Origin of the sequence: Streptomyces sp. NPDC001410, assembly GCF_042895235.1 — a bacterium.
Taxonomy (GTDB): domain Bacteria; phylum Actinomycetota; class Actinomycetes; order Streptomycetales; family Streptomycetaceae; genus Streptomyces.
Window position 1 is genome coordinate 72,540 of the sequence record NZ_JBIAWE010000027.1, and the last position, 17,556, is coordinate 90,095.

General features: G+C 70.1%; 15 protein-coding genes. 7 read left to right on the plus strand and 8 right to left on the minus strand.

The window, feature by feature from the left end; all coding sequences use genetic code 11:
• Positions 1-184: 184 nt before the first annotated feature.
• A complete protein-coding gene (locus ACFY3C_RS41690; protein ID WP_390774581.1) occupies positions 185-502 on the minus strand; it encodes a hypothetical protein in 318 nt (105 codons plus the stop codon).
• Between the two features lie 87 nt (positions 503-589).
• On the opposite strand from ACFY3C_RS41690, the gene ACFY3C_RS41695 reads away from it, so the two are divergent.
• Positions 590-1,075, plus strand: a complete 486-nt coding sequence (locus ACFY3C_RS41695; RefSeq protein WP_390774582.1) for a hypothetical protein — start codon at positions 590-592, stop codon at positions 1,073-1,075.
• A 28-nt stretch (positions 1,076-1,103) separates the two neighbouring features.
• Here the strand turns inward: ACFY3C_RS41695 and ACFY3C_RS41700 are convergent, their stop codons facing one another.
• The 7 genes from ACFY3C_RS41700 to ACFY3C_RS41730 form a co-directional block, all read right to left on the minus strand.
• Positions 1,104-2,471: a hypothetical protein gene (locus ACFY3C_RS41700; RefSeq protein ID WP_390774583.1), complete on the minus strand. Its 1,368-nt coding sequence runs from the start codon at positions 2,469-2,471 to the stop codon at positions 1,104-1,106.
• Between the two features lie 67 nt (positions 2,472-2,538).
• On the minus strand, positions 2,539-5,394 hold the full coding sequence (locus ACFY3C_RS41705; RefSeq protein ID WP_390774584.1) for a peroxidase family protein: 2,856 nt from the start codon (positions 5,392-5,394) through the stop codon (positions 2,539-2,541).
• Between the two features lie 512 nt (positions 5,395-5,906).
• Positions 5,907-6,617, minus strand: a complete 711-nt coding sequence (locus ACFY3C_RS41710) for a hypothetical protein (RefSeq protein ID WP_390774585.1) — start codon at positions 6,615-6,617, stop codon at positions 5,907-5,909.
• A complete protein-coding gene (locus ACFY3C_RS41715) occupies positions 6,614-7,492 on the minus strand; it encodes a RimK family alpha-L-glutamate ligase (RefSeq protein ID WP_390774586.1) in 879 nt (292 codons plus the stop codon). Before ACFY3C_RS41715 ends, ACFY3C_RS41710 begins: the two co-directional genes overlap by 4 nt.
• Positions 7,489-8,340: a hypothetical protein gene (locus ACFY3C_RS41720; RefSeq protein WP_390774587.1), complete on the minus strand. Its 852-nt coding sequence runs from the start codon at positions 8,338-8,340 to the stop codon at positions 7,489-7,491. Before ACFY3C_RS41720 ends, ACFY3C_RS41715 begins: the two co-directional genes overlap by 4 nt.
• On the minus strand, positions 8,327-8,860 hold the full coding sequence (locus ACFY3C_RS41725; RefSeq protein ID WP_390774588.1) for a hypothetical protein: 534 nt from the start codon (positions 8,858-8,860) through the stop codon (positions 8,327-8,329). The genes ACFY3C_RS41720 and ACFY3C_RS41725 overlap by 14 nt, the downstream gene beginning before the upstream one ends.
• Positions 8,857-9,792 carry an LLM class flavin-dependent oxidoreductase gene (locus ACFY3C_RS41730; protein WP_390774589.1) on the minus strand — a complete coding sequence of 312 codons (936 nt, stop codon included), beginning with the start codon at positions 9,790-9,792 and terminating at the stop codon, positions 8,857-8,859. Before ACFY3C_RS41730 ends, ACFY3C_RS41725 begins: the two co-directional genes overlap by 4 nt.
• A 195-nt stretch (positions 9,793-9,987) precedes the next feature.
• On the opposite strand from ACFY3C_RS41730, the gene ACFY3C_RS41735 reads away from it, so the two are divergent.
• From ACFY3C_RS41735 to ACFY3C_RS41760, 6 genes are all read left to right on the plus strand, one after another.
• A complete protein-coding gene (locus ACFY3C_RS41735; protein WP_390774590.1) occupies positions 9,988-10,404 on the plus strand; it encodes a hypothetical protein in 417 nt (138 codons plus the stop codon).
• A complete protein-coding gene (locus ACFY3C_RS41740; RefSeq protein ID WP_390774591.1) occupies positions 10,401-13,907 on the plus strand; it encodes a HEAT repeat domain-containing protein in 3,507 nt (1,168 codons plus the stop codon). The genes ACFY3C_RS41735 and ACFY3C_RS41740 overlap by 4 nt, the downstream gene beginning before the upstream one ends.
• A gap of 12 nt (positions 13,908-13,919) precedes the next feature.
• Positions 13,920-14,645 (plus strand): hypothetical protein, encoded by a 726-nt coding sequence (locus ACFY3C_RS41745; protein ID WP_390774592.1) that lies wholly within the window; start codon positions 13,920-13,922, stop codon positions 14,643-14,645.
• A gap of 9 nt (positions 14,646-14,654) precedes the next feature.
• Positions 14,655-15,077: a hypothetical protein gene (locus tag ACFY3C_RS41750; RefSeq protein ID WP_390774593.1), complete on the plus strand. Its 423-nt coding sequence runs from the start codon at positions 14,655-14,657 to the stop codon at positions 15,075-15,077.
• 182 nt (positions 15,078-15,259) lie between these two features.
• A complete protein-coding gene (locus ACFY3C_RS41755) occupies positions 15,260-16,201 on the plus strand; it encodes an ABC transporter ATP-binding protein (protein ID WP_390774594.1) in 942 nt (313 codons plus the stop codon).
• Positions 16,198-17,553, plus strand: a complete 1,356-nt coding sequence (locus tag ACFY3C_RS41760) for an ABC transporter permease (protein WP_390774595.1) — start codon at positions 16,198-16,200, stop codon at positions 17,551-17,553. The genes ACFY3C_RS41755 and ACFY3C_RS41760 overlap by 4 nt, the downstream gene beginning before the upstream one ends.
• The last annotated feature ends 3 nt before the right edge of the window (positions 17,554-17,556 follow it).

Below are 17,556 nucleotides of genomic sequence, written 5' to 3' on the forward strand. Positions count from 1 at the left end.
ATAGAGCGCGTGTTCGCAATCCGGGATGCTTGCACCGGACATGACACACAACAAGAGAAGTTGCGGCTGTATCGAGCCAGGCAACCGAGAATTTACGAAGCACAGTCAACTCACAGTAAAAACACAGGGTTTCTCCTGTATTGGCACGGGGGCCTCCCTGCGTGCCGAGGGTCGGCTGCGCCCGCTACGGATCAATGTGCACGAGCAGTGGCCACAGCCGGGTCTGCGGACCGAACCGGTCCCCGTGGAATGACGACGTCGAGCGCAACTCCGCCTCCCCGGGAGCGGTCGCCCGCACAGCAGCCCGGGCGGTTCCCGCGACCGCTTCCGTCTCGATCAGTGTCATGGGGCCGGGGACGACCTCGACCGGGGTCCAGCCGTAGGCGGGTGACCCGTACAGAGTGATCGAGACTTCATGACCTACCCGCAGCCGCAGCTGCGGGCTCTGTGGGTCTCCCGGGCGATAAATGATCTCCACACGTGCCGAACCGTTGTCGGACATGGCGCGAGCCTAGCGGAGGGTGTCCCTATGCCTTTGGTCAAGGGAAATGGGGGTGCGTTGGGCCTGGGAGCCGGGCAGCATGGCGGCGTGGCTGATCTGCTGTGGGATGACGTGAAATGTTTCTTCGACCCGGACTTGATGGGGTCGCTGCCGGATGTGCGTGTCCCGGATGCCTCGGTGGAGGACTGGCAGGCGGTTCTCGACCTTGTTGCGGAGAGGGGCTGGAAGTGCCAGTACTCCGAGGGAGAGACGGTGCTTCCGGTGCCCCGGGCACAGGGCGTGCTGTCCCGCCCGGTGGATGCCGAGTGCCCGGAGCTGCGGGTCTGGCCGACTGCCGATGTGCTGGCGATCTTCCGTTTTCATGCCGACGACGAAGTCGACTTCGACGTCGATCTGCGGGAGTTGCAGGGCCAGGAGCGACTTGGAGTGTTCTGCGGCTTCCTTCGGGAGATCGGGCGACGGTTGGGCAAGCCGGTGCTGATGGATCCGGAGGGCGACTACGGCCATCCGGTGCTCGGCTTCGACGTCGAGGCTGATCGAGTCGTTCTCCTCGCAGAGCCGCTGATCAGGTGACTGAGGCCGACGGCTGGGGTGGGAGCCGTCAGGTGTCCCACCGCCTCGTGTGCTCCCTGTGCGCCTCGGTCAGGCCGTCCCGGAAGAACCGTTCGTAGTAACCGAGTTCGGGATGGTGCGTCTGGAGCCAGATGCCGGGCACCTGAATGGCGTCGACGTGTGCGGGGAACCGGTCGTGCGTGGAGTGGATGTACTCGCACACGTCGCGGGCGCACTCGATGACCCGCTGGTCGTACTCGCGGGCCTCGGCGAGGTAGCGCTGCCCGTAGTCGTTGCGGTAGATGCCGGTGAAGAGGTCCTTGTCGTGGTAGATGCCCTTCGGGCCGAACTTCGCCTGGACGACCGCGTCCACGGCCTCCGACATCGACGGGTGGTACGGGGGACAGGCCGCTGTGATCAGCGGTTCGCCGTCGATGCTGAGCCCGACCGGATGGGACCGCCCGGTCGCGAACCGGGGCAGAGGCAGCTGCCAGCGCGGGAGGTCCAGCGGGCGCCAGCGGGGGGTGACGAAGTCGAAGCCGAGCATCCGCCCGTACCGGGCCGAGAACTTCGGGTCGCCCAACATGATCTGGGGGTTGATCGAGGCATGGATCCACGCGCCTAGCCCCATGGCGTCCGCGGTCAGCATGAGGTTCTGCAGCAGCAGCTCGGCCTCGATCTGGGTCCGCAGCGGGCCCAGCACACCCAGCGGAAGCTTGAGGTCCTTGTTCAGGAAGCCGTTGCGCACCCACTTGCGCACCCCGGCGGGGCGGTAGAAGTTGCGGTCGTCGACGAGCGTGGGCCGGGCCCCGTCCGGCTGGGTGAGCAGGTACATCAGGCCGTTGATGTACTGGTGCGAGAGGTCGACGACCGGCAGGAAGACGGTGCTGCCCGGCAGGTTGGACAGCACGCGGTTGGAGTCGAGGTAGGCCGGGAAGTCGCGCATGCCCTCGGCGACGTCCAGTCGGTGGTCCAGGACCCGCACCTTGGCCTGCCGAGCCCGCTCGACCAGCGCGCCGGGCTCGAAGGTGGCGTCCGGGGACGGCGGCAGCTTGCGCAGATAGTAGGTGCCACTGTCGTTGATCATGAAGAAGTGGGTGCCCTGTGCGTTGTCGGGACTGCCTGCCGTCCGGCCGAGCATGTTGAGGTTCGGCTTGGCCATGATGGGCTTGCCGTCGCGCGGATCCTCGAACGGCCGGTCCGGCATGGTGAGGCCGGTGCAGCCGGTGAGGGCGATCAGCACCGCCTCCTCCAGCTCGCCGAGTGGGAGCGGGGCGTCGGACGAGCGATAGCTCATCGAGCCGGCGGGGACGGCCGCTCCCCGGCTGACCCGGTGGGTGCGCCGCCGCCAGATGGTCTCCAGGAGCGGCCGCGCCAGCAGCGCTTCGAGCCCCCGATGCCGGGTGGACACCGTCATGGTCCTCTCCTTGCCTCAGGAACACCCTGCGACTCAGGACACCCTTTGACTCAGGACTCCGTTTGACTCAGGACTCCGTGGTGCGGTGACCGTTCGGCGGTGCCAACACCGGCCGCCACGGTACGAACGCGCTCGCGTCCCGGGGCAGGAAGCTCGCCAGCTCCGGGCAGTGCCGCAGGATGACCTCGGTCATGCCACTGCGCTCGATCCAGTCCATGCCGAGCGGTGTGTACAGCTCGGGGCGGTAGTCCACGGTGAGGAAGCGGTCGCTCTGCAGCCTCCGGGACGCCATGAGGATGAAGATGCGGAAGGCCGTGTCGCTGAATCCGAATCCGGTCGGCGGATTCTCGGCGAACAGCCCGACCATGGTGTCGATCTCGTCGACCGACCGGTAGACCTCCTTCAGCCGCGCCAGCGTCCCGGGTTCTTCCGTCAGGTCCTCGAAGCGGCGGACAGGCTCCTTGTGCAGGCCGGCCCGGAAGTCGTTGTAACGGGGTACACCACGGCGGCGGTTGCGTACCAGGTCGACGACGGACAGGTCGATGATCTCGCCGTCCCGCTCGAAGTGCTGCAGCGCGCGCGGGAAGTTGTGCAGGGTGATCGCGCCCGGATGGGCGATGCCGAACGAGTACAGCGAGTCGGGCAGCCCGGTCTTGCGGATGAGAGGCTCGGCCGCGGCGCCCTGCACGTCGTCGAAGCCGAGGACGTCCAGCCGCCGCCCGAAGCGGTGGTCGCAGATCTCGAAGTCGTCCGGGATCAGCGGATGCATGCGGTAGACGGTGACGAAGTCCTCGGTGAGGGAGTAGGGCGCGCCGTGGTGGTCGGGCACGGTCTGGGGGATGCCGGTCAGCGAGTGCGCCTCGAACAGCCACAGCCCCAGCCGCTCCAGCCACTTCGCGGGCGGACCCTGCCAGTTGGTCTTCAGCGCGATGTCGATCGCCTCGGTGGCGAGGATCGCCGGTGTCCACTCCACCGTGTGGATCTTGGCGATGAGCGCGGACACGACGAGCCGCGCCGTGTGGTAGACGCGCTCCTCCTCCATACGCGGATACTCGCGCCGCAGCGCCGCGCACACCGCGTTGTGCTCCCTGGCGAAGAGGGTGTGCATCAGGCTGAGGCCCAGCCACCAGTTCTCGCGGACCCCGGTGAGCGGGATGCCGTTCGGGCCGAGCGGCAGATGGCCGTCCTCCAGGCGCAGGCCGGCGCCACCGTCGGCGTCGCGCAGGGAGCGGGCGGCCTTCTCGTCGCCGCCGTACAGCTCCGAGCCGTCCCACCAGTGGGAGGCCGAGTCGGCGAAGTGGACCGGACCGCCGACGCCGGGCATCGCCACGTTCTCGGCGAAGCGCATCATGTGCTCCGCGGGACCGCCCGGGGTGTTGTGCCACTCGACGCCCGGCGGGAGGGGTACCTCCACGCTGGAGGTACCCGTCGGGTAGCGGCTGTGGTTGACCCAGTCGTGCACCTGGAACTGGATCCACGCGGCGGCGAGCAGGTTCAGGGACCGTGCGGGCAGGAACACGTCGCGGTGCAGCAGCAGCCTGCTGACCTCGTACGGGCTGGGTTCGTCGAACAGGTCCGGGCGCAGCACGGGCGGCATGTTGCGGCCGAAGGCCGCGCCCACGGCCCCCATCGCGGGTGCGGACAGGTCGTTGAACGTGCCGTCGTAACTGCGGGCGACCCGCAGCGACTCGTCGATCGGCGGCGACACCGGGACGGGCCGCGGCGGTGCCTCGTGGTGCTCTGTGTCGATGAGGTTCTTCGTACGCAACGTCTTGCGCAGGAAGACGAGGTTGAGCAGGCCGGCCGGCAACGGCAGCCGGTACCAGGGCACCCACCGGTTGAGGACGCGGAAGCCTGCGCCGACCGGAGCGCTCAGCACCCTGTTGCGCCGGGGCTCGTCGGTGGTGAAGCGGTAGCCGAGCCGCTGCGCGCTGCTCGCCTGGTAGGCGGCCTTGCGGGCACGGTTGAGATTGCCCAGCGGTCGGAACTCCTCCGTGGTGTGCCAGGGGTTGAACGCCAGCTCCTCGATCCGGCGCGCGGCCGCACGAGCCTCGGCGGTGGCCACGTTCTGCCGGGGGATGGTCAGCGTGGCCACGGGCAGCGCGGGTGCGACGTCCTCACGCCATTCCACCGAGCCGTCCTCGACCGGGGTGATCGCCTCGTTGACATACCGCTGCACGAGCAGCTCGAAGGCGACGTCGCCACGGGCCAGGCGCTGCGCGAGTTCCCGGCTCAGATGGTCCGGGTCGGCGCGGGGCGGTGTGGGCGCGTCCGGTGCGCCGCGCACGGGGCGCATCTGGTAGCGCACCGGGCCGGCCTCGCCCCACAGGATGGCGCCGCGGCTCCAGTACGTCTCCAGAGCCAGGCTGCGCACACCGCCGCGCGCACCGGCCCGCACGTTGCGGCGCATCCGGGCGGCGGTGGACCAGCCGACGGCGAAGGGCAACTTGACGAACAGCGCGAACGCCTTCTGGAGGCGGGTGCGGGCGCCCGCCATCGCCTTGGCGAACGCCACGAACTCCCGGGCGTTGCGCGCGTGGGACACCGGAAAGTTCGTCATGAGAAGGTCGTGCGTGCCGTCGGTGGCCTCGACGCGGAGCGCTGCGCCGCGCATGTCGGGCAGGGAGTCTGCCTGCGGGGCGCCGCCGGCGTTCGACAGCCGGACCGTGACCGGGTACTCGGCACCGGGCCGGACGAAGCCGGTCTGCAGCTCCGGTGGCACCTGGTCGTGGATTCTCAGCCGGGCGTGCTCCACGCCGAGCACCGGCTTCGCATGGAAGGTTCTGGCGAAGGCCGCTGCCCCGCCGGCCTTCCTGATCCTGGCCTGGACACGCATCAGTTCCTTGGCCAGTTCCTCGAAGACCAGCCGCTCGGCCTCCGCGCTGCCGCCCTCGTACCGCTCGTACTGCTCTGTCCTGCCCATGGTTGCGCCATGCCTTTCCTACGCCGGTCAGCGCTACCGCCCGCGCTTCACGCCGCGGACGCTGCCCGCAGGCGTCCAGGACCGGGAGCAGCTCCGCAGGCAGACCGCATACGGGATCCTCCATCCTCCGGCGGGGGTGGAGCGGCACTGAGCCTCCGATTGAGGAGGGGCAGCCGACGGGTCTCCTCACCGCCGAGCCACTCGACCATGTTCGCGCAACCGGTCGCCGCTCGCATTTCGCGGCGGCCGCGAGACCGGATGCCTACGCGGCAGGTCTGTTCTACGCTGAAGAGCGGGAAGATCCACCCCGCACAGCTCGCGCAGGCGATCGGCCGGATGCTGCCGCCGCAGGGCGTGCTGCTCGCGGACGCCGGGGCTCATCTGGCTTGGCTCGGCTATTACGCGGAGCTGGAGGAGGGCCAGAACTTCCGCAAGGCCGGGGCCTTCGGGCCGATGGCCATCGGGTGGAGAGGCTCGACGAGTTCGAGAAGGCGTTCCGAGCGGCACTGGCCTCACCAGTACAGCAGCCACCGGTCGTCGCACCACACGCCGTGCCCCTGGAGGGTGAGCCGTTCGTCGTCGGGCTCGACGCGGGGGCTGGGGGCGACCTGGTGCAGTGTGTGGCCGGAGTGGATCACCATGCGGCCGACGGTGTAAGGGATGTACCGCGTGGCGTGGAAGCGCCTGAGATCGGCCACGGACTCGATCCAGCCCTTCTCCAGCGCATGCCGGAACTGGTCGTGACTCACCTCCCAGAGGTTCAGGCCGCCGCCTGCCGCGGGCAGCCGGACCGGCAGGGTGAAGGAGATCTGCCGCTTCAGATCCGTGCCGGGGGGCCAGGAGAAGGCCCGGTACTGCAGATCGAAGTGCAGGGGTGCGGTCGGCTTGGTGAACACCGCGGCGGACAGCCAGACATGGAAGCCCGGTAGTGCCAGGTGCTCGGGGTAGTGGACAGGGGCGCCGAGATGCTCGCCGAGGACGTCCGCCAGGCGCTCGTACAGCCAGCCGAAGGAGTTCTGGAGCACGGGCCGTGAGATGTCGGCCCGCTTCTGGTAGACGCCGGACTCCGGGTCCGGTGCGAGGTCGAGGTAGCTCGGCGCGCCCAGGGTGAAGAAGGCGGCCGGTTCCGGGCCGCGAGAGGTCCAGTGCCGGCGCAGGCTGTGCACGGTGTCGCGCAGTGCGGCGCTGTTCGCCCCGGTGAGTACGGTCAGCGAGTCGATCACGGGTGGACCCCCTGCAGCAGCCCGAGGAGCGACGCGCTGATGGCTCCGCCGAGCCGCCGGTCGTACCAGTCGTACGCGGGCATCGGGTTGACCTCCAGGCACCAGTAGGTGCCGTCACCGGCGACCTTGAAGTCCCAGCCCGCGAAGGCCATGCCCAGATCAGCGGTGTGGCGGACCACCTGCCCGGCGAGCGGTCCGGGCAGTTCGCAGGGGGCGAACTCCGCGTCCCGGTCGGTCCGGTAGTCCACCGAGCCGGAGACGATCTCCTCGGCGTGCACCCGGTCGCCGACGACATGGGCGCGGACGTCCCGGCCGGCGACGTACCGCTGGAGGTGCACCGGGCCCTGCCCGGGTTCAAAGCCGTCCAGGTCGGCCGTGCTCACCAGCCTGCTGGTGGCCCGTACCCCGGAGACCGCCTTGACCAGGGTCGGCCCGGCCGCGGCGAAGGCCTGCAGACGCTGCGGCGACGAACTGGTGATGCTCGCAGGCACCCTGAACCCGGCCTGGGACAACGACCGTTCGTGCAGCGGCTTGGACCCGTTGTCGGAGCGGATCGAGGGCCGGTTGACCACCAGGCCGGGAATGTGGTCCAGCCACGCCGCGAGCGCCGTCGTGAGCCAGCGCCAGCGTTGCGCCGACTCGCGGTCCTGCTGAAGGGCCGCCAGATCGGCGACCCGGCAGTAGTAGGACGCCTCCGGGTCGAGATCACGGCCGCCGAGACTGGCCGAGCGGTCCCCGCCCACGACCAGGCGCCAGTCGCCCGCCTCGACGGCCTGCCGCAGGTCGACGACCCGGACCGGTACGCCTCGCTCCTCGGCCTCGGCGGTGAAGTGCGCGAAGGTACTCTCGGCGGCGAGGCCGACCGCATAGATCATGGGAACAGCACCTTTACGAGTTGGGGTCCGAGCCCGAGCCACACCATGCGCAACTGCTCCACGTCGGGGAACGGTTCCACCACGATGGGCCGTGCCTGGGCGAGGTCGTCCGACAACCGCCAGACCACGGACGAGAGTTGGAGTCCGAGCCGGGCGACCATCTCCGTGCTGCGCTCCTGAAGACCGAGGTGGTCCAGATCGACGGGACTGCTGCGCCAGGCCTGGTCGCCGAGGACGACCACACTCTCGAAGAGGGGTTCGGGGTCCGACCATCTCGCCCGATAGGGGCCGGAGCCGACCGCCGAGGGGGCGAGTGAGTCCGAGAGTTCGTGCCAGGGGCGCGTGGTCCAGGAGTCGAGGTCCTGGACCCACCACTGGTCGCCCTGGCCGTCCGTGGGTTCGCCGCGCGGCCCGCAGGGCCGGGAGGAGAAGATCTCCGGTGAGCCGTCGCCCAGACCTGCCCGCAGTTCGGTGAGTGCCGCGGACGCGGACACGCGGGTGCCCAGGCCGCCGGGCTCCGGGCGGTTGATCACGGGCGCAGGGGTCAGGGCGGCGACGGCCCACAGGTGGGCCAGGCATTCGCTGAAGTGGAACTCGGCGTCGAAGCTGATCCGTTGCAGGGGCGGGGCGGGCAGCCGGAGGAACATCGGCAGCGCGGGCTCGACCACCGCGCTGGAGCCGTCGACGGTGACGGTGAACAGCTGCGCGGCGTCGAACACGTCGAGGATCGTCGCCTCGCGGCCGCTGTCCTGTACGAAGTCGCGTACTTCGATCGCGACGGGGTCCTCGGGGTCGGCGACGACGACGAGTCCGGTGGGATCGCCGCCGGGTGCCTCAGATGACGACACCGCGCCTCCTCAGCAGGCGGTTGATGCGCGAGGCCCGCAGTGCCGCCGCGGCCTGCTCCGGACCGTCACCCGGCAACTCGGCGGCCATCGCGAAGCGTTGCGGCATCCCCGCCGAGCCGGGGGCCGACGGCTCCTGCGGCTGCCGTACGACGGCGGCCGGACCGGGCGGGGCCATCGCACCGTCGAAGCTGTCCTTGCCGTCCTTGAAATCCTTGCCGTCCTTGTTGTCTTTCGTGTCCTTCCTGTCCTTGCCGTCCTTCGTGTCCTTGACATCCTTCATCTCCTTCATTTCCTTCACCTCCTTCCCGTCCTTGCCGTCCTTGTGGTCCTTGCCGTCCTTGAGGTCCTTGAAGCGCTTCCGGGCCTCCGGCGGGCGGCCGGCATCGGGCACTTCGGTGTCCTGCTGCCCGGGGAAGGCCCGGCCCGGTTGCGGGGCGTTCCACAGCAGCGCCGGGACATCGTGCCGCTCGTCGGCCGTGAGGAACGGCCGCACCCGTGACTCGTCGATGGTCCAGGTCATGTGCTCAGCACTCCTGTCGTCGGACGGGACGCCGCGCGGTACAACCGCAGCGCAGCGGCCAGTTGCCGCTGTGTGTCCCTGTGGTGCGGATTGAGGTTGAGGACCAAGTGGTCAACGCCGAGTGACTCGTACGTCAGGAGGCCATGCGCAACGTCCTGCGGTGAGCCGCTGAGGATGTCGGTCGGTGGTGGTGCCGTTGCGTCGGCGTCGAGCCGAGTGCCGTCCTCCACCCTGACGTTGACGCCGAGCGTGATGCCCAGCGTCGCCGGATCGCGTCCTTCCCGCCGGCAGCTCTCCCTCACCCGGGCCAGGGACTCCTCGGCGCTTGAAGGGGAGCCGAACCAGCAGGCGTTCCACAGGTCGGCGTACCGGGCCGCGAGCGCGGTCATCCGGGGGCCGCGCGCCCCCACCAGGACGGGTGGACCACCGGGGCGCGGACCGTGGGGGCGCAACTCTCCGTCATGCACCCGGTGATGGCGTCCTGAGAAGTCGGTGCGGCCCGTCCGCAGCAGCGCGAGGATGATCTGCAGCGCTTCCTCGAAGCGGTCGACCCGGTGGTCGAAGGGGATGCCGAAAGCCTCGAACTCCGGGGCGTGCCATCCGCATCCGAGGCCGAGGACGAGTCGGCCGCGGCTGACTTCGTCGAGGGTCACGGCCATCTTGGCCAGCACCGCCGGGTTGCGGAAGGCGGTGCACAGCACGAGGGTGCCGAGTTCGACGCGATCTGTTGCCTCGGCCAGGGCCGACAGCACCGTCCAGGACTCCCAGATGCCCTCGCTCGGTCCCTGGGCGTCGCGGAACAGCAGGTGGTCGAAGACCCAGACCGAGTCGAAGCCGGAGTCCTCGGCCTGGAGGGCGAGCGCCCTGATCTCCCCGTAGGACGGCTGTCGCCACGGATACTCGGCGAGCGGCAGAACCAGGCCGACCTTCATCGTCCCCCCCAGGTGACGAACCCGGAACCCGCAGCGAGATTACATCGGGCGACGGGGCGTCACAATGGGCGCACAGGCGGTTGGTTGGGCATATTTTGCGCTCCGTTTCTCTCGACACATTGCGGGCATTACGGCGATCCTGGTCGGGGCGGGCGTGGGGGCTTGCCCGGCCTCGGGGGAGAGGGGTGCCGGACCATGGCGGCAGCATCAGGAGGGGCCAGGATCGCGGCGGCGGTGGCGGTGCTCTGCGCCCTGTGTGTGCCGGGGCTCGTGCTGGTCGCGGTGCTGGTCGACCTCGACACCGCCGACCGGATGGCGAGTCTGGCCGGGGCGGCGACCGGGCTGGTCGGGCTGGCGCTCTCCGTGCTCGCGCTCCGGCGTGCGGATCCGGCGGCTGTCCGGGCGAGCGGAGACGGCGCCATCAGCGTGGGCGGGAGCGTCGGCAACAGCGCGGTCGCGGCGAACAGCAGGGTCAGGGGCCGGTCCGCCGCACCGGCGGCCGGAGCAGCCGCCGCCGGCCCCGTCGTGGCCGAGGGCGGCAGGGCGTTCGCGGCGGGTGGCGACGTCACCGGCAGTGCCCTCGGCGAGGGGAGCGAGGTCGACGGCCGGTGATCCCGTTCGACTGGTTACGGCGCCGCCGACGCGGACCGGGCGGTGGCGCCGCCGACCCGCCGGCCGGTGTGATGCCGCCACCCGTGCCGGCCGCCGGGACTTCCCCGCGGGTGACGGCAGACGGCGCCCGCGCCATCGGCGTCGGAAGGGACGTCAGCGGCAGCGCGCTGGGCCAGGGGAGCAGCGTCACCAACTACTACGGCCCCCACCCCGAGCCGCCGCCCGACGAGGACGAGATCCAGCGCGAGCTGGCTCGGTACGCGGCCCGCGTCCGCGCGTCCCACGGCCGGCTGGACCTGGAGGTGCTGATCCCCTCCGAGGTGGGGGAGCACCCGGCGGTGGAGCTGCAATCGGTGTTCGTCCCTCCGGAGTTGCGCGCGGACCCGCCGCCCGTCGAACTGCCCAGGGAACTACGGCAGCGACTGGAAGGCCGTGCCGAGGAACTGCCGTGGGGCGAGTTCCCGCCGGGCCTCGACGAGGAGTCGTTGGAGCGGGCGCGTCTGGCCTACCGGGACCGGCCCCCGGTCGAGGCACTGGAGGTGCTGACCGATCCACAGCAGCCGCGTGTGGTGCTGCTGGGCGATCCCGGGGCCGGGAAGTCCACGCTCGCCCGCTACCTGGCGCTGACGCTCGCCTGCGGGCCCGTGCCGGAGCAACTGGCCACACTGGCCGGCCGCGTGCCGGTGGTGGTGGAACTGCGCAGATACGCCGACGAACGGTGGCACGACCGGTCCTTCGAGGACTACCTGCACCACCTGAGCACCTTGGAGCTGATGTCGGTTCCGCGTGGTGTCCTGGAGACGTTGCTGCATGCGGGTCGGATGCTCGTGGTCTTCGACGGTCTGGACGAGTTGTTCGAGCCGGGAGTGCGGGCCGAGACGGGGCGGCGGATCGCCGCCTTCGCCGAGCGGTACCCGGGCGTGCGCATCGTGGTGACGTCCAGGGTCATCGGCTACCAGCGGGCGACCCTGGACACGGCCGGCTTCCGGCACTACATGATCCAGGACCTGACCATGGACCAGATCAAGGAGTTCACGCGCCACTGGTACCGCGCCGTCTGCCCGGGCGACCCGGCCACGGCGCGCCGTCTCGGAAAGCGGATGACCGTCGCGGTGGAGTCCTCCCGGCCCGTACGGGACCTCGCCGGCAACCCGCTGCTGCTCACCATTCTGTCGATCATCGGCCGGCGGCGGGCGCTGCCCCGCGACCGGCAGGGCGTGTACGGGCACGCCGTGGACATCCTGGTCGCCCGCTGGGACCAGGAGGCCAAACACCTGCCGCACCCGGGGCACGCCGAGATGCCGTACATCAACGACGTGGACCGCAGGGCTCTCCTGCGTCTGTTGGCCCGGCGGATGCAGGAGGGCGAGGGCGGCATCGCCGGCAACCACATCCACGGCGAGGATCTGGAGGCGGTGTTCACCGGTTACCTGGAGGAGCGCTACCGCCTGCCGAAGCAGACCGCGGTCACTGCGGCGAGGGAGATGATCCGGCAGTTCCGGGAGCGGAACTTCATTCTCAGCCGCTTCGGCGACGAGGTGTACGGCTTCGTCCACCGTGCCTTCCTGGAGTACCTCGCGGCAGACGACATCGCCCGCCGCTACCAGCGGGACCGTGAGTGGGGGGAAGAGGAACTGATCCGGGAGGTGTTCGAGGCCCGGGTGAAGGACCCCGCCTGGCACGAGGTGCTGCTGCTCCTCGTCGGAATGCTGGGGGAGCGCGACGCCGGACGCGTCGTCGACGCACTCCTGCGACTGCACGCCCAGGAAGTCCGGGTGGGCCGGCACGACATGCTCGCCCTCGCCGTACGGGCGCTGGCGGAGGTCGACCGGATCGACCTCATCGAGGTCCAGAGCACCGCGGTGGTGGACGCCCTGACCGACTCGCTGGAACGCCACTTGGGCTGGACGGCGCTGAACGCGCTGGAGAGCACCCTTCCCGCCCTCTCGGTTTTCGGCCCCGAGTGGCCCGGGCGGGAGCGTTACCTGCGGTGGTATCTGCTGCGCGGCCAGTTCCAGGCGGAGCACCGCATCGCTTCGGCGATCGTCTGCGGAGTGCACTCCGCCCCCGAGGGCCTGCTCCTGCTGGCGGAGCACACCCCTGATCCCGCGAGCCGTACGGAGTTTCTGCGCCTGGTGGTCGAACGGTGGCCCGACCTCCGCCCTGCCTGGGACCTGGTGCTGGGAGAGGTCGACGCGCCGTACGCGGAGTCCCGCAGGGGCGCGATGGGGAACCTCGCCCGGTACTGGCGCAACGACGCGGACGTGCGCCCGCTGCTGTTCGAACGCGCCGTGTCCGACCCGGACCCGGAGCCGCGCAGACAAGCACTGGAGTCCGTGGCGGCACGATGGCCGGACCGCGAGGACACCCATGAGCTGGTCGTCCGGCGGGCCTGCGCCGACCCCGACCCGGCTGCCCGCCGGCTGACGCTTCAGCTCCTGCTGCGCCACTGGCCGGACCGCGAGGACAGCTGGGAGATCATCACCGACCGTGCCGTCACCGACCCGGACCCCGCACCCCGGCAGGAAGCCCTGCGACTGCTGGCCACGCACCGCGCGACCCGCCAGCCCGTACGGCTGCTGCTCATGGAGCGGGCCGTGGCCGACCCGGACGCGGCCCCTCGGGCAGAGGCGCTGATCAGCCTCGCTCGCAACTGGAAGGACGTCGGTGATGTCATCGAACTGGCGCTCCGGCAGGCGGTCGCCGACCCTCACCCCGAAGTCCGGCGGGCCGCACTCGAAGTACTGGCCTGGCGTGGGACGGAGCACGAGGGAGTCCGGGAGGTGTTCTTCCGGCGGGCGCTCGCCGACCCGGACCCGGTCCCCCGGGCCGAGGCGCTGGAAGGGCTCATCTGGCGCTGGCGGGACGAGGAGGAGACCTGGGAACTGCTCCTGCGGCGGGTGGTCGCCGACCCCTGTCCGGATGTCCGACGCGGGGCGATGCAGTTCCTGGCCCGCCGAGGGGGAGATCGCGAGGCCGTACGTGACCTGCTGTTCCGGCAAGCGGTCGCCGATCCGCACCCGGAACCGCGGGCAGAGGCGCTCTGGCTGCTGGCGGAGTTCTGGAACGGCCACGAGAGTGTGCGCAACCTGCTGTTCCAGGCCGTGACCGACCCGAACCGGGAACCACGCTGGCTGGCCCTGCAACTCCTGGCCCGCTACTGGCCCGAACGCGAGGACGTCCAGCGGCTGATCCGGGACCGTATGACCGCCGATCCCTCGGCCACCAACAGGCGCAACGCCCTGAACTGGTGCGCCTGGCTGCGGGATGCGGAGCCGGACACCCACGAGACCATCCGGTCCGTGGCCCTCAGCGACCCCGCCGCAGGGGTTCGCGTCACCGCACTCCGCGTGCTGGCCTTCGGCTGGCCGCGGCTGTCCGCCACCACCTGCTTCCTGCGCGAACGCGCCGACGAAGACCCGGACGAGAGAGTGCGCGAGGCGGCCGTACTGGCCCTCGGGACCGCCGAAGCCTTCGCGGCGCTACCGGACGGCACCAACTGACCAAGGAGACGCATGGATCCGCTGCCGGTGGAATCGCTCGTGGTCGACGTCGACGTCCTGGACGAACGGGGGTGCGCCGAGGTGAGCGACCGCCTGGAGGTGCTGCGACCGAACTGGCTGACCCGGGGCATCGGTTGCGCCACGTTCGGTCTGGCGACCTACCTCGACGTCCTGGCCTCCGAGTCTCCGGAGAACACGTACTTCGGCCGGCTCGACCGGCACAACCACCTGATACGTGAGCACTTCGGCGACCTCCTCGACCGGGTCGCCGAGTCGCTCGCCGAGCTGCTGAAGACACCGACCCGGTACGACGAGAGGGTGGCGCTGCCCGGCTTCCACGTGTTCGAGGGAGAGGGCATCGCCACCACCCCCAGGCCGAGTCAGCACTTCGACCTTCAACACCGGTGGCTGCGCTGGCCGTTCCCGATCGCTCCGGTGGAGCAGGCCGTGTCGTTCACGCTGCCCCTTGCCCTGCCGCGCCGCGGTGGAGCCCTGGATGTCTGGGACATCACCGAGGCGGACATGCTCCGGCTGGAGCGACTCGGCCAGACGTCCGAGACGATCGAGACGACGAGGCCGGCCCGGCGGCACGAATACCGGGTCGGCAGGATGGCCGTACAGCTCACGCCGATCCTGCACCGCATCGCAGCGATTCCCGAACGGCAACCCGACGACCGGCGCATCACCCTGCAAGGGCATGGAATCCGCGATGCAGACGGCTGGGTCCTCTACTGGTGACCGTCCGGAGTGGGCCGGTTACTGGATCCGCTGGTCACCGTGGTGGTCACCCACCCCGTCCGCCCGAACCAGATCGACGACTTCCTCGACTGGCAGCACCACATGGTCCAGGAGGAGAGCAAGTTCGAGGAGTTTCGCGGGACCGAGCTGGGCCTGTACCCGACCGTCGTGCTGCTGACGCTCGCCCTGTCCCCGCTGCACCTGCGGCTCTGGATCGGTCTGCTCGTGGGCAAGCTGCTGTCGAGCTTCATCATGAGCTTCCTGACCATGCCCTACTACGTGAACCCGCTGCTCGGGCGATGGCTGCGGCCACCGCCGCACGAACCGGCGGCAAGGAGCAACCTCCATGGCCTCGGGGTCGTAGCAGTGGCGATGGTCTTCTGGGCTGCCGTCTTCTACCTCGTCACGGTCCGGTTCTGGACACTGCCCTGACCGCAGGCCTGCCTTCCAGGGATGCCCAAGTCTGCCTGGATGCAGGCTGTTTTGTGCACCCCGGGCTTACCACGCCTTGACGATTCGTTCCATGAGGGTTCAACCGGCCGACTGTGCCTGCGTTGTGAGCCGTCCCTAGGGTCCCTGAAGGTTTCGAAAGCAGGGACTCGAAGAAGGGACTCATGGACACACTCCTCGCAGTCCGGGCTCGCGGGATCACCAAATGTTTCGGCGACGTCGTCGCGCTCGACGGCGTCGATCTGGATGTGGCGCAGGGTCAGATCCACGGCCTGGTCGGACCGAACGGCGCCGGCAAGACGACCTTGCTCGGTCTCCTGCTGGGCCTGGCCGTCGCCGACGGCGGCCGCCTCGAGATCCTGGGTACGCCGGTCCAGCGGGCACTCGACGCTCCCGACGGTGTCGCCGGCTTCGTGGACGGGCCCGGTCTCTACCCCTCGCTCACCGCCAGGCAGAACCTCACCTCGCTGGCCGCTCTCCGCGGCCGCGACGCCAGGACGGCGGGGGTGGACGACGTGCTCGACCAGGTCGGGCTCACCGATGTCGCCGACGACCAGGCCCGCGGTTTCTCCCTCGGCATGCGCCAGCGACTTGGGCTCGCCGCGGCCCTGCTCACCAAGCCCCGGCTGCTCGTGCTGGACGAACCGTCCAACGGCCTCGACCCGGCCGGCAAGAAACACGTACTCGGTGTCCTCACCCGGCTCGCGGCGGACGGAACCGGCGTCGTGCTCTCAAGTCACCGCATGGACGACCTCCAGGCACTGTGCTCCGAAGTCACCATCATCGCCACCGGACGGGTCGTCTTCTCCGGCCCGCTCAGCAAGCTGGCCGCCGAGAACCGTGAACTCGACTACCGGCTGCTCACCTCCGACCCGCAGGCCGCCCGGCGGCTCGCTGTCGACGCGGCCGGGATCCGGATCGTCGACGACGCCGGGGCACGGCACGACACATCGGCGCTCGTCGTGCGCGCGCTGGTGCCCGCCCTGGACGAACTCGTGGTGCAACTCGTGCGCGCGGGCATCGCGTTGCGCGAACTCGCACCCGTGGTGTCGCCGCTCGAAGCCGCGTTCCTCGCCCTCACCGAGCCGGCGGGGACCGGCCGGTGACCGCGACCGTCGCCGCCGACAACGTTGCCTCTGCCCGCCCCGTCTCGATTTCGCGCGGCTACCGCTTCGAGCTGGTCAAGCTGGTCTCACAATGGCGGATCCGCTTGCTGGTCCTCGCCTGCTGGATCGCGCCGGCGCTCTTCGTCGCCGCTGTGAGCCGGCAGAGCACGCTGCCTGTCGACACGCTCTTCGGCCGCTGGATGCACGCCACGGGATGGGCCGGACCGCTGGTGATGCTCGGGTTCGCGGGCAGTTGGGCACTCCCGCTGCTGACCTCGGTGGTCGCCGGCGACGTGTTCGCCTCCGAGGACCGGCTCGGCACGTGGCGCCACCTGCTCGTGGTGGTCCGGTCGCCCAGGCGGATCTTCGCGGCGAAGGCACTGGCCAGCCTCACCGTCCTGCTGCTGCTCGTGGCCGGGCTGGCCTGTTCCAGTACGGCCGGTGGTCTCCTTGCAGTGGGCGACCAGCCGCTGGTCGGTCTCGACGGCCACCTGCTGACGCCTGCGGACGCGGCAGGGAAGGTCCTGCTCGCCTGGGTCTGCGTACTCGCCCCGACGCTGGCGCTCGCCGGGATCGGACTGCTCGGGTCCGTCGCGCTGGGGCGTTCCCCGATGGGGCTGCTGCTGCCCGCCGGTGTCGCGCTTGCGATGCAGCTCGCGCAGATGATGCCGCTTCCCGCCGCCGTACGACTGGCCCTGCCCAGCTACGCCTTCATCGCCTGGAACGGTCTGTTCACCAGCCCGGCTCAACTCGGCCCGCTCCTGATCGGCATCGTGGTCGGCCTGGTGTGGGCGGTGGTCGCGACGCTGCTGGCCTATCTGCTGTTCGTGCGGCGCGACTTCACCAACGCCGCTTACGACGGCTCGGGGCGCCGCGCGGTCACCGCCGGAGCCCTGCCGCTGGCCGGGGTGGTCGCGGTGAGCGTCGCGGTCGTGGCCGCGACGACCGGGGCCACGGGCTCCGGCGTCGAACAGGACAAGGTGCAGCGCTCGCTGGCCACGGCGTTCGCCCACCTCTATCGCATGCAGACGAAGCAGCTCAACCGCCCCGACGTCACCGAAGCGCAGGTGAAGGCCACGGCGACGTGCAACAAGGGCAGCGTCAGGGTCACTGCCGAGGGACCGGGCAACGACTGGCGCTGCGTCGTCTCGTGGCATCTCCCCGGCGTCGAGGCCGCAGGCACGGCCATCTATCAACTCGACGTCACCCCAGACGGGCGGTTCATGGCCGACGGCGATGGACCGAAGGAAGTGAACGGCTACTTCCTGGTGCGGACCCCGACCGGCGACGCACCGAACCCACTTTGGCAGTTCGACGGCAACGTCGAACTTCTCCGCGTCCCGAAGGAATGACTC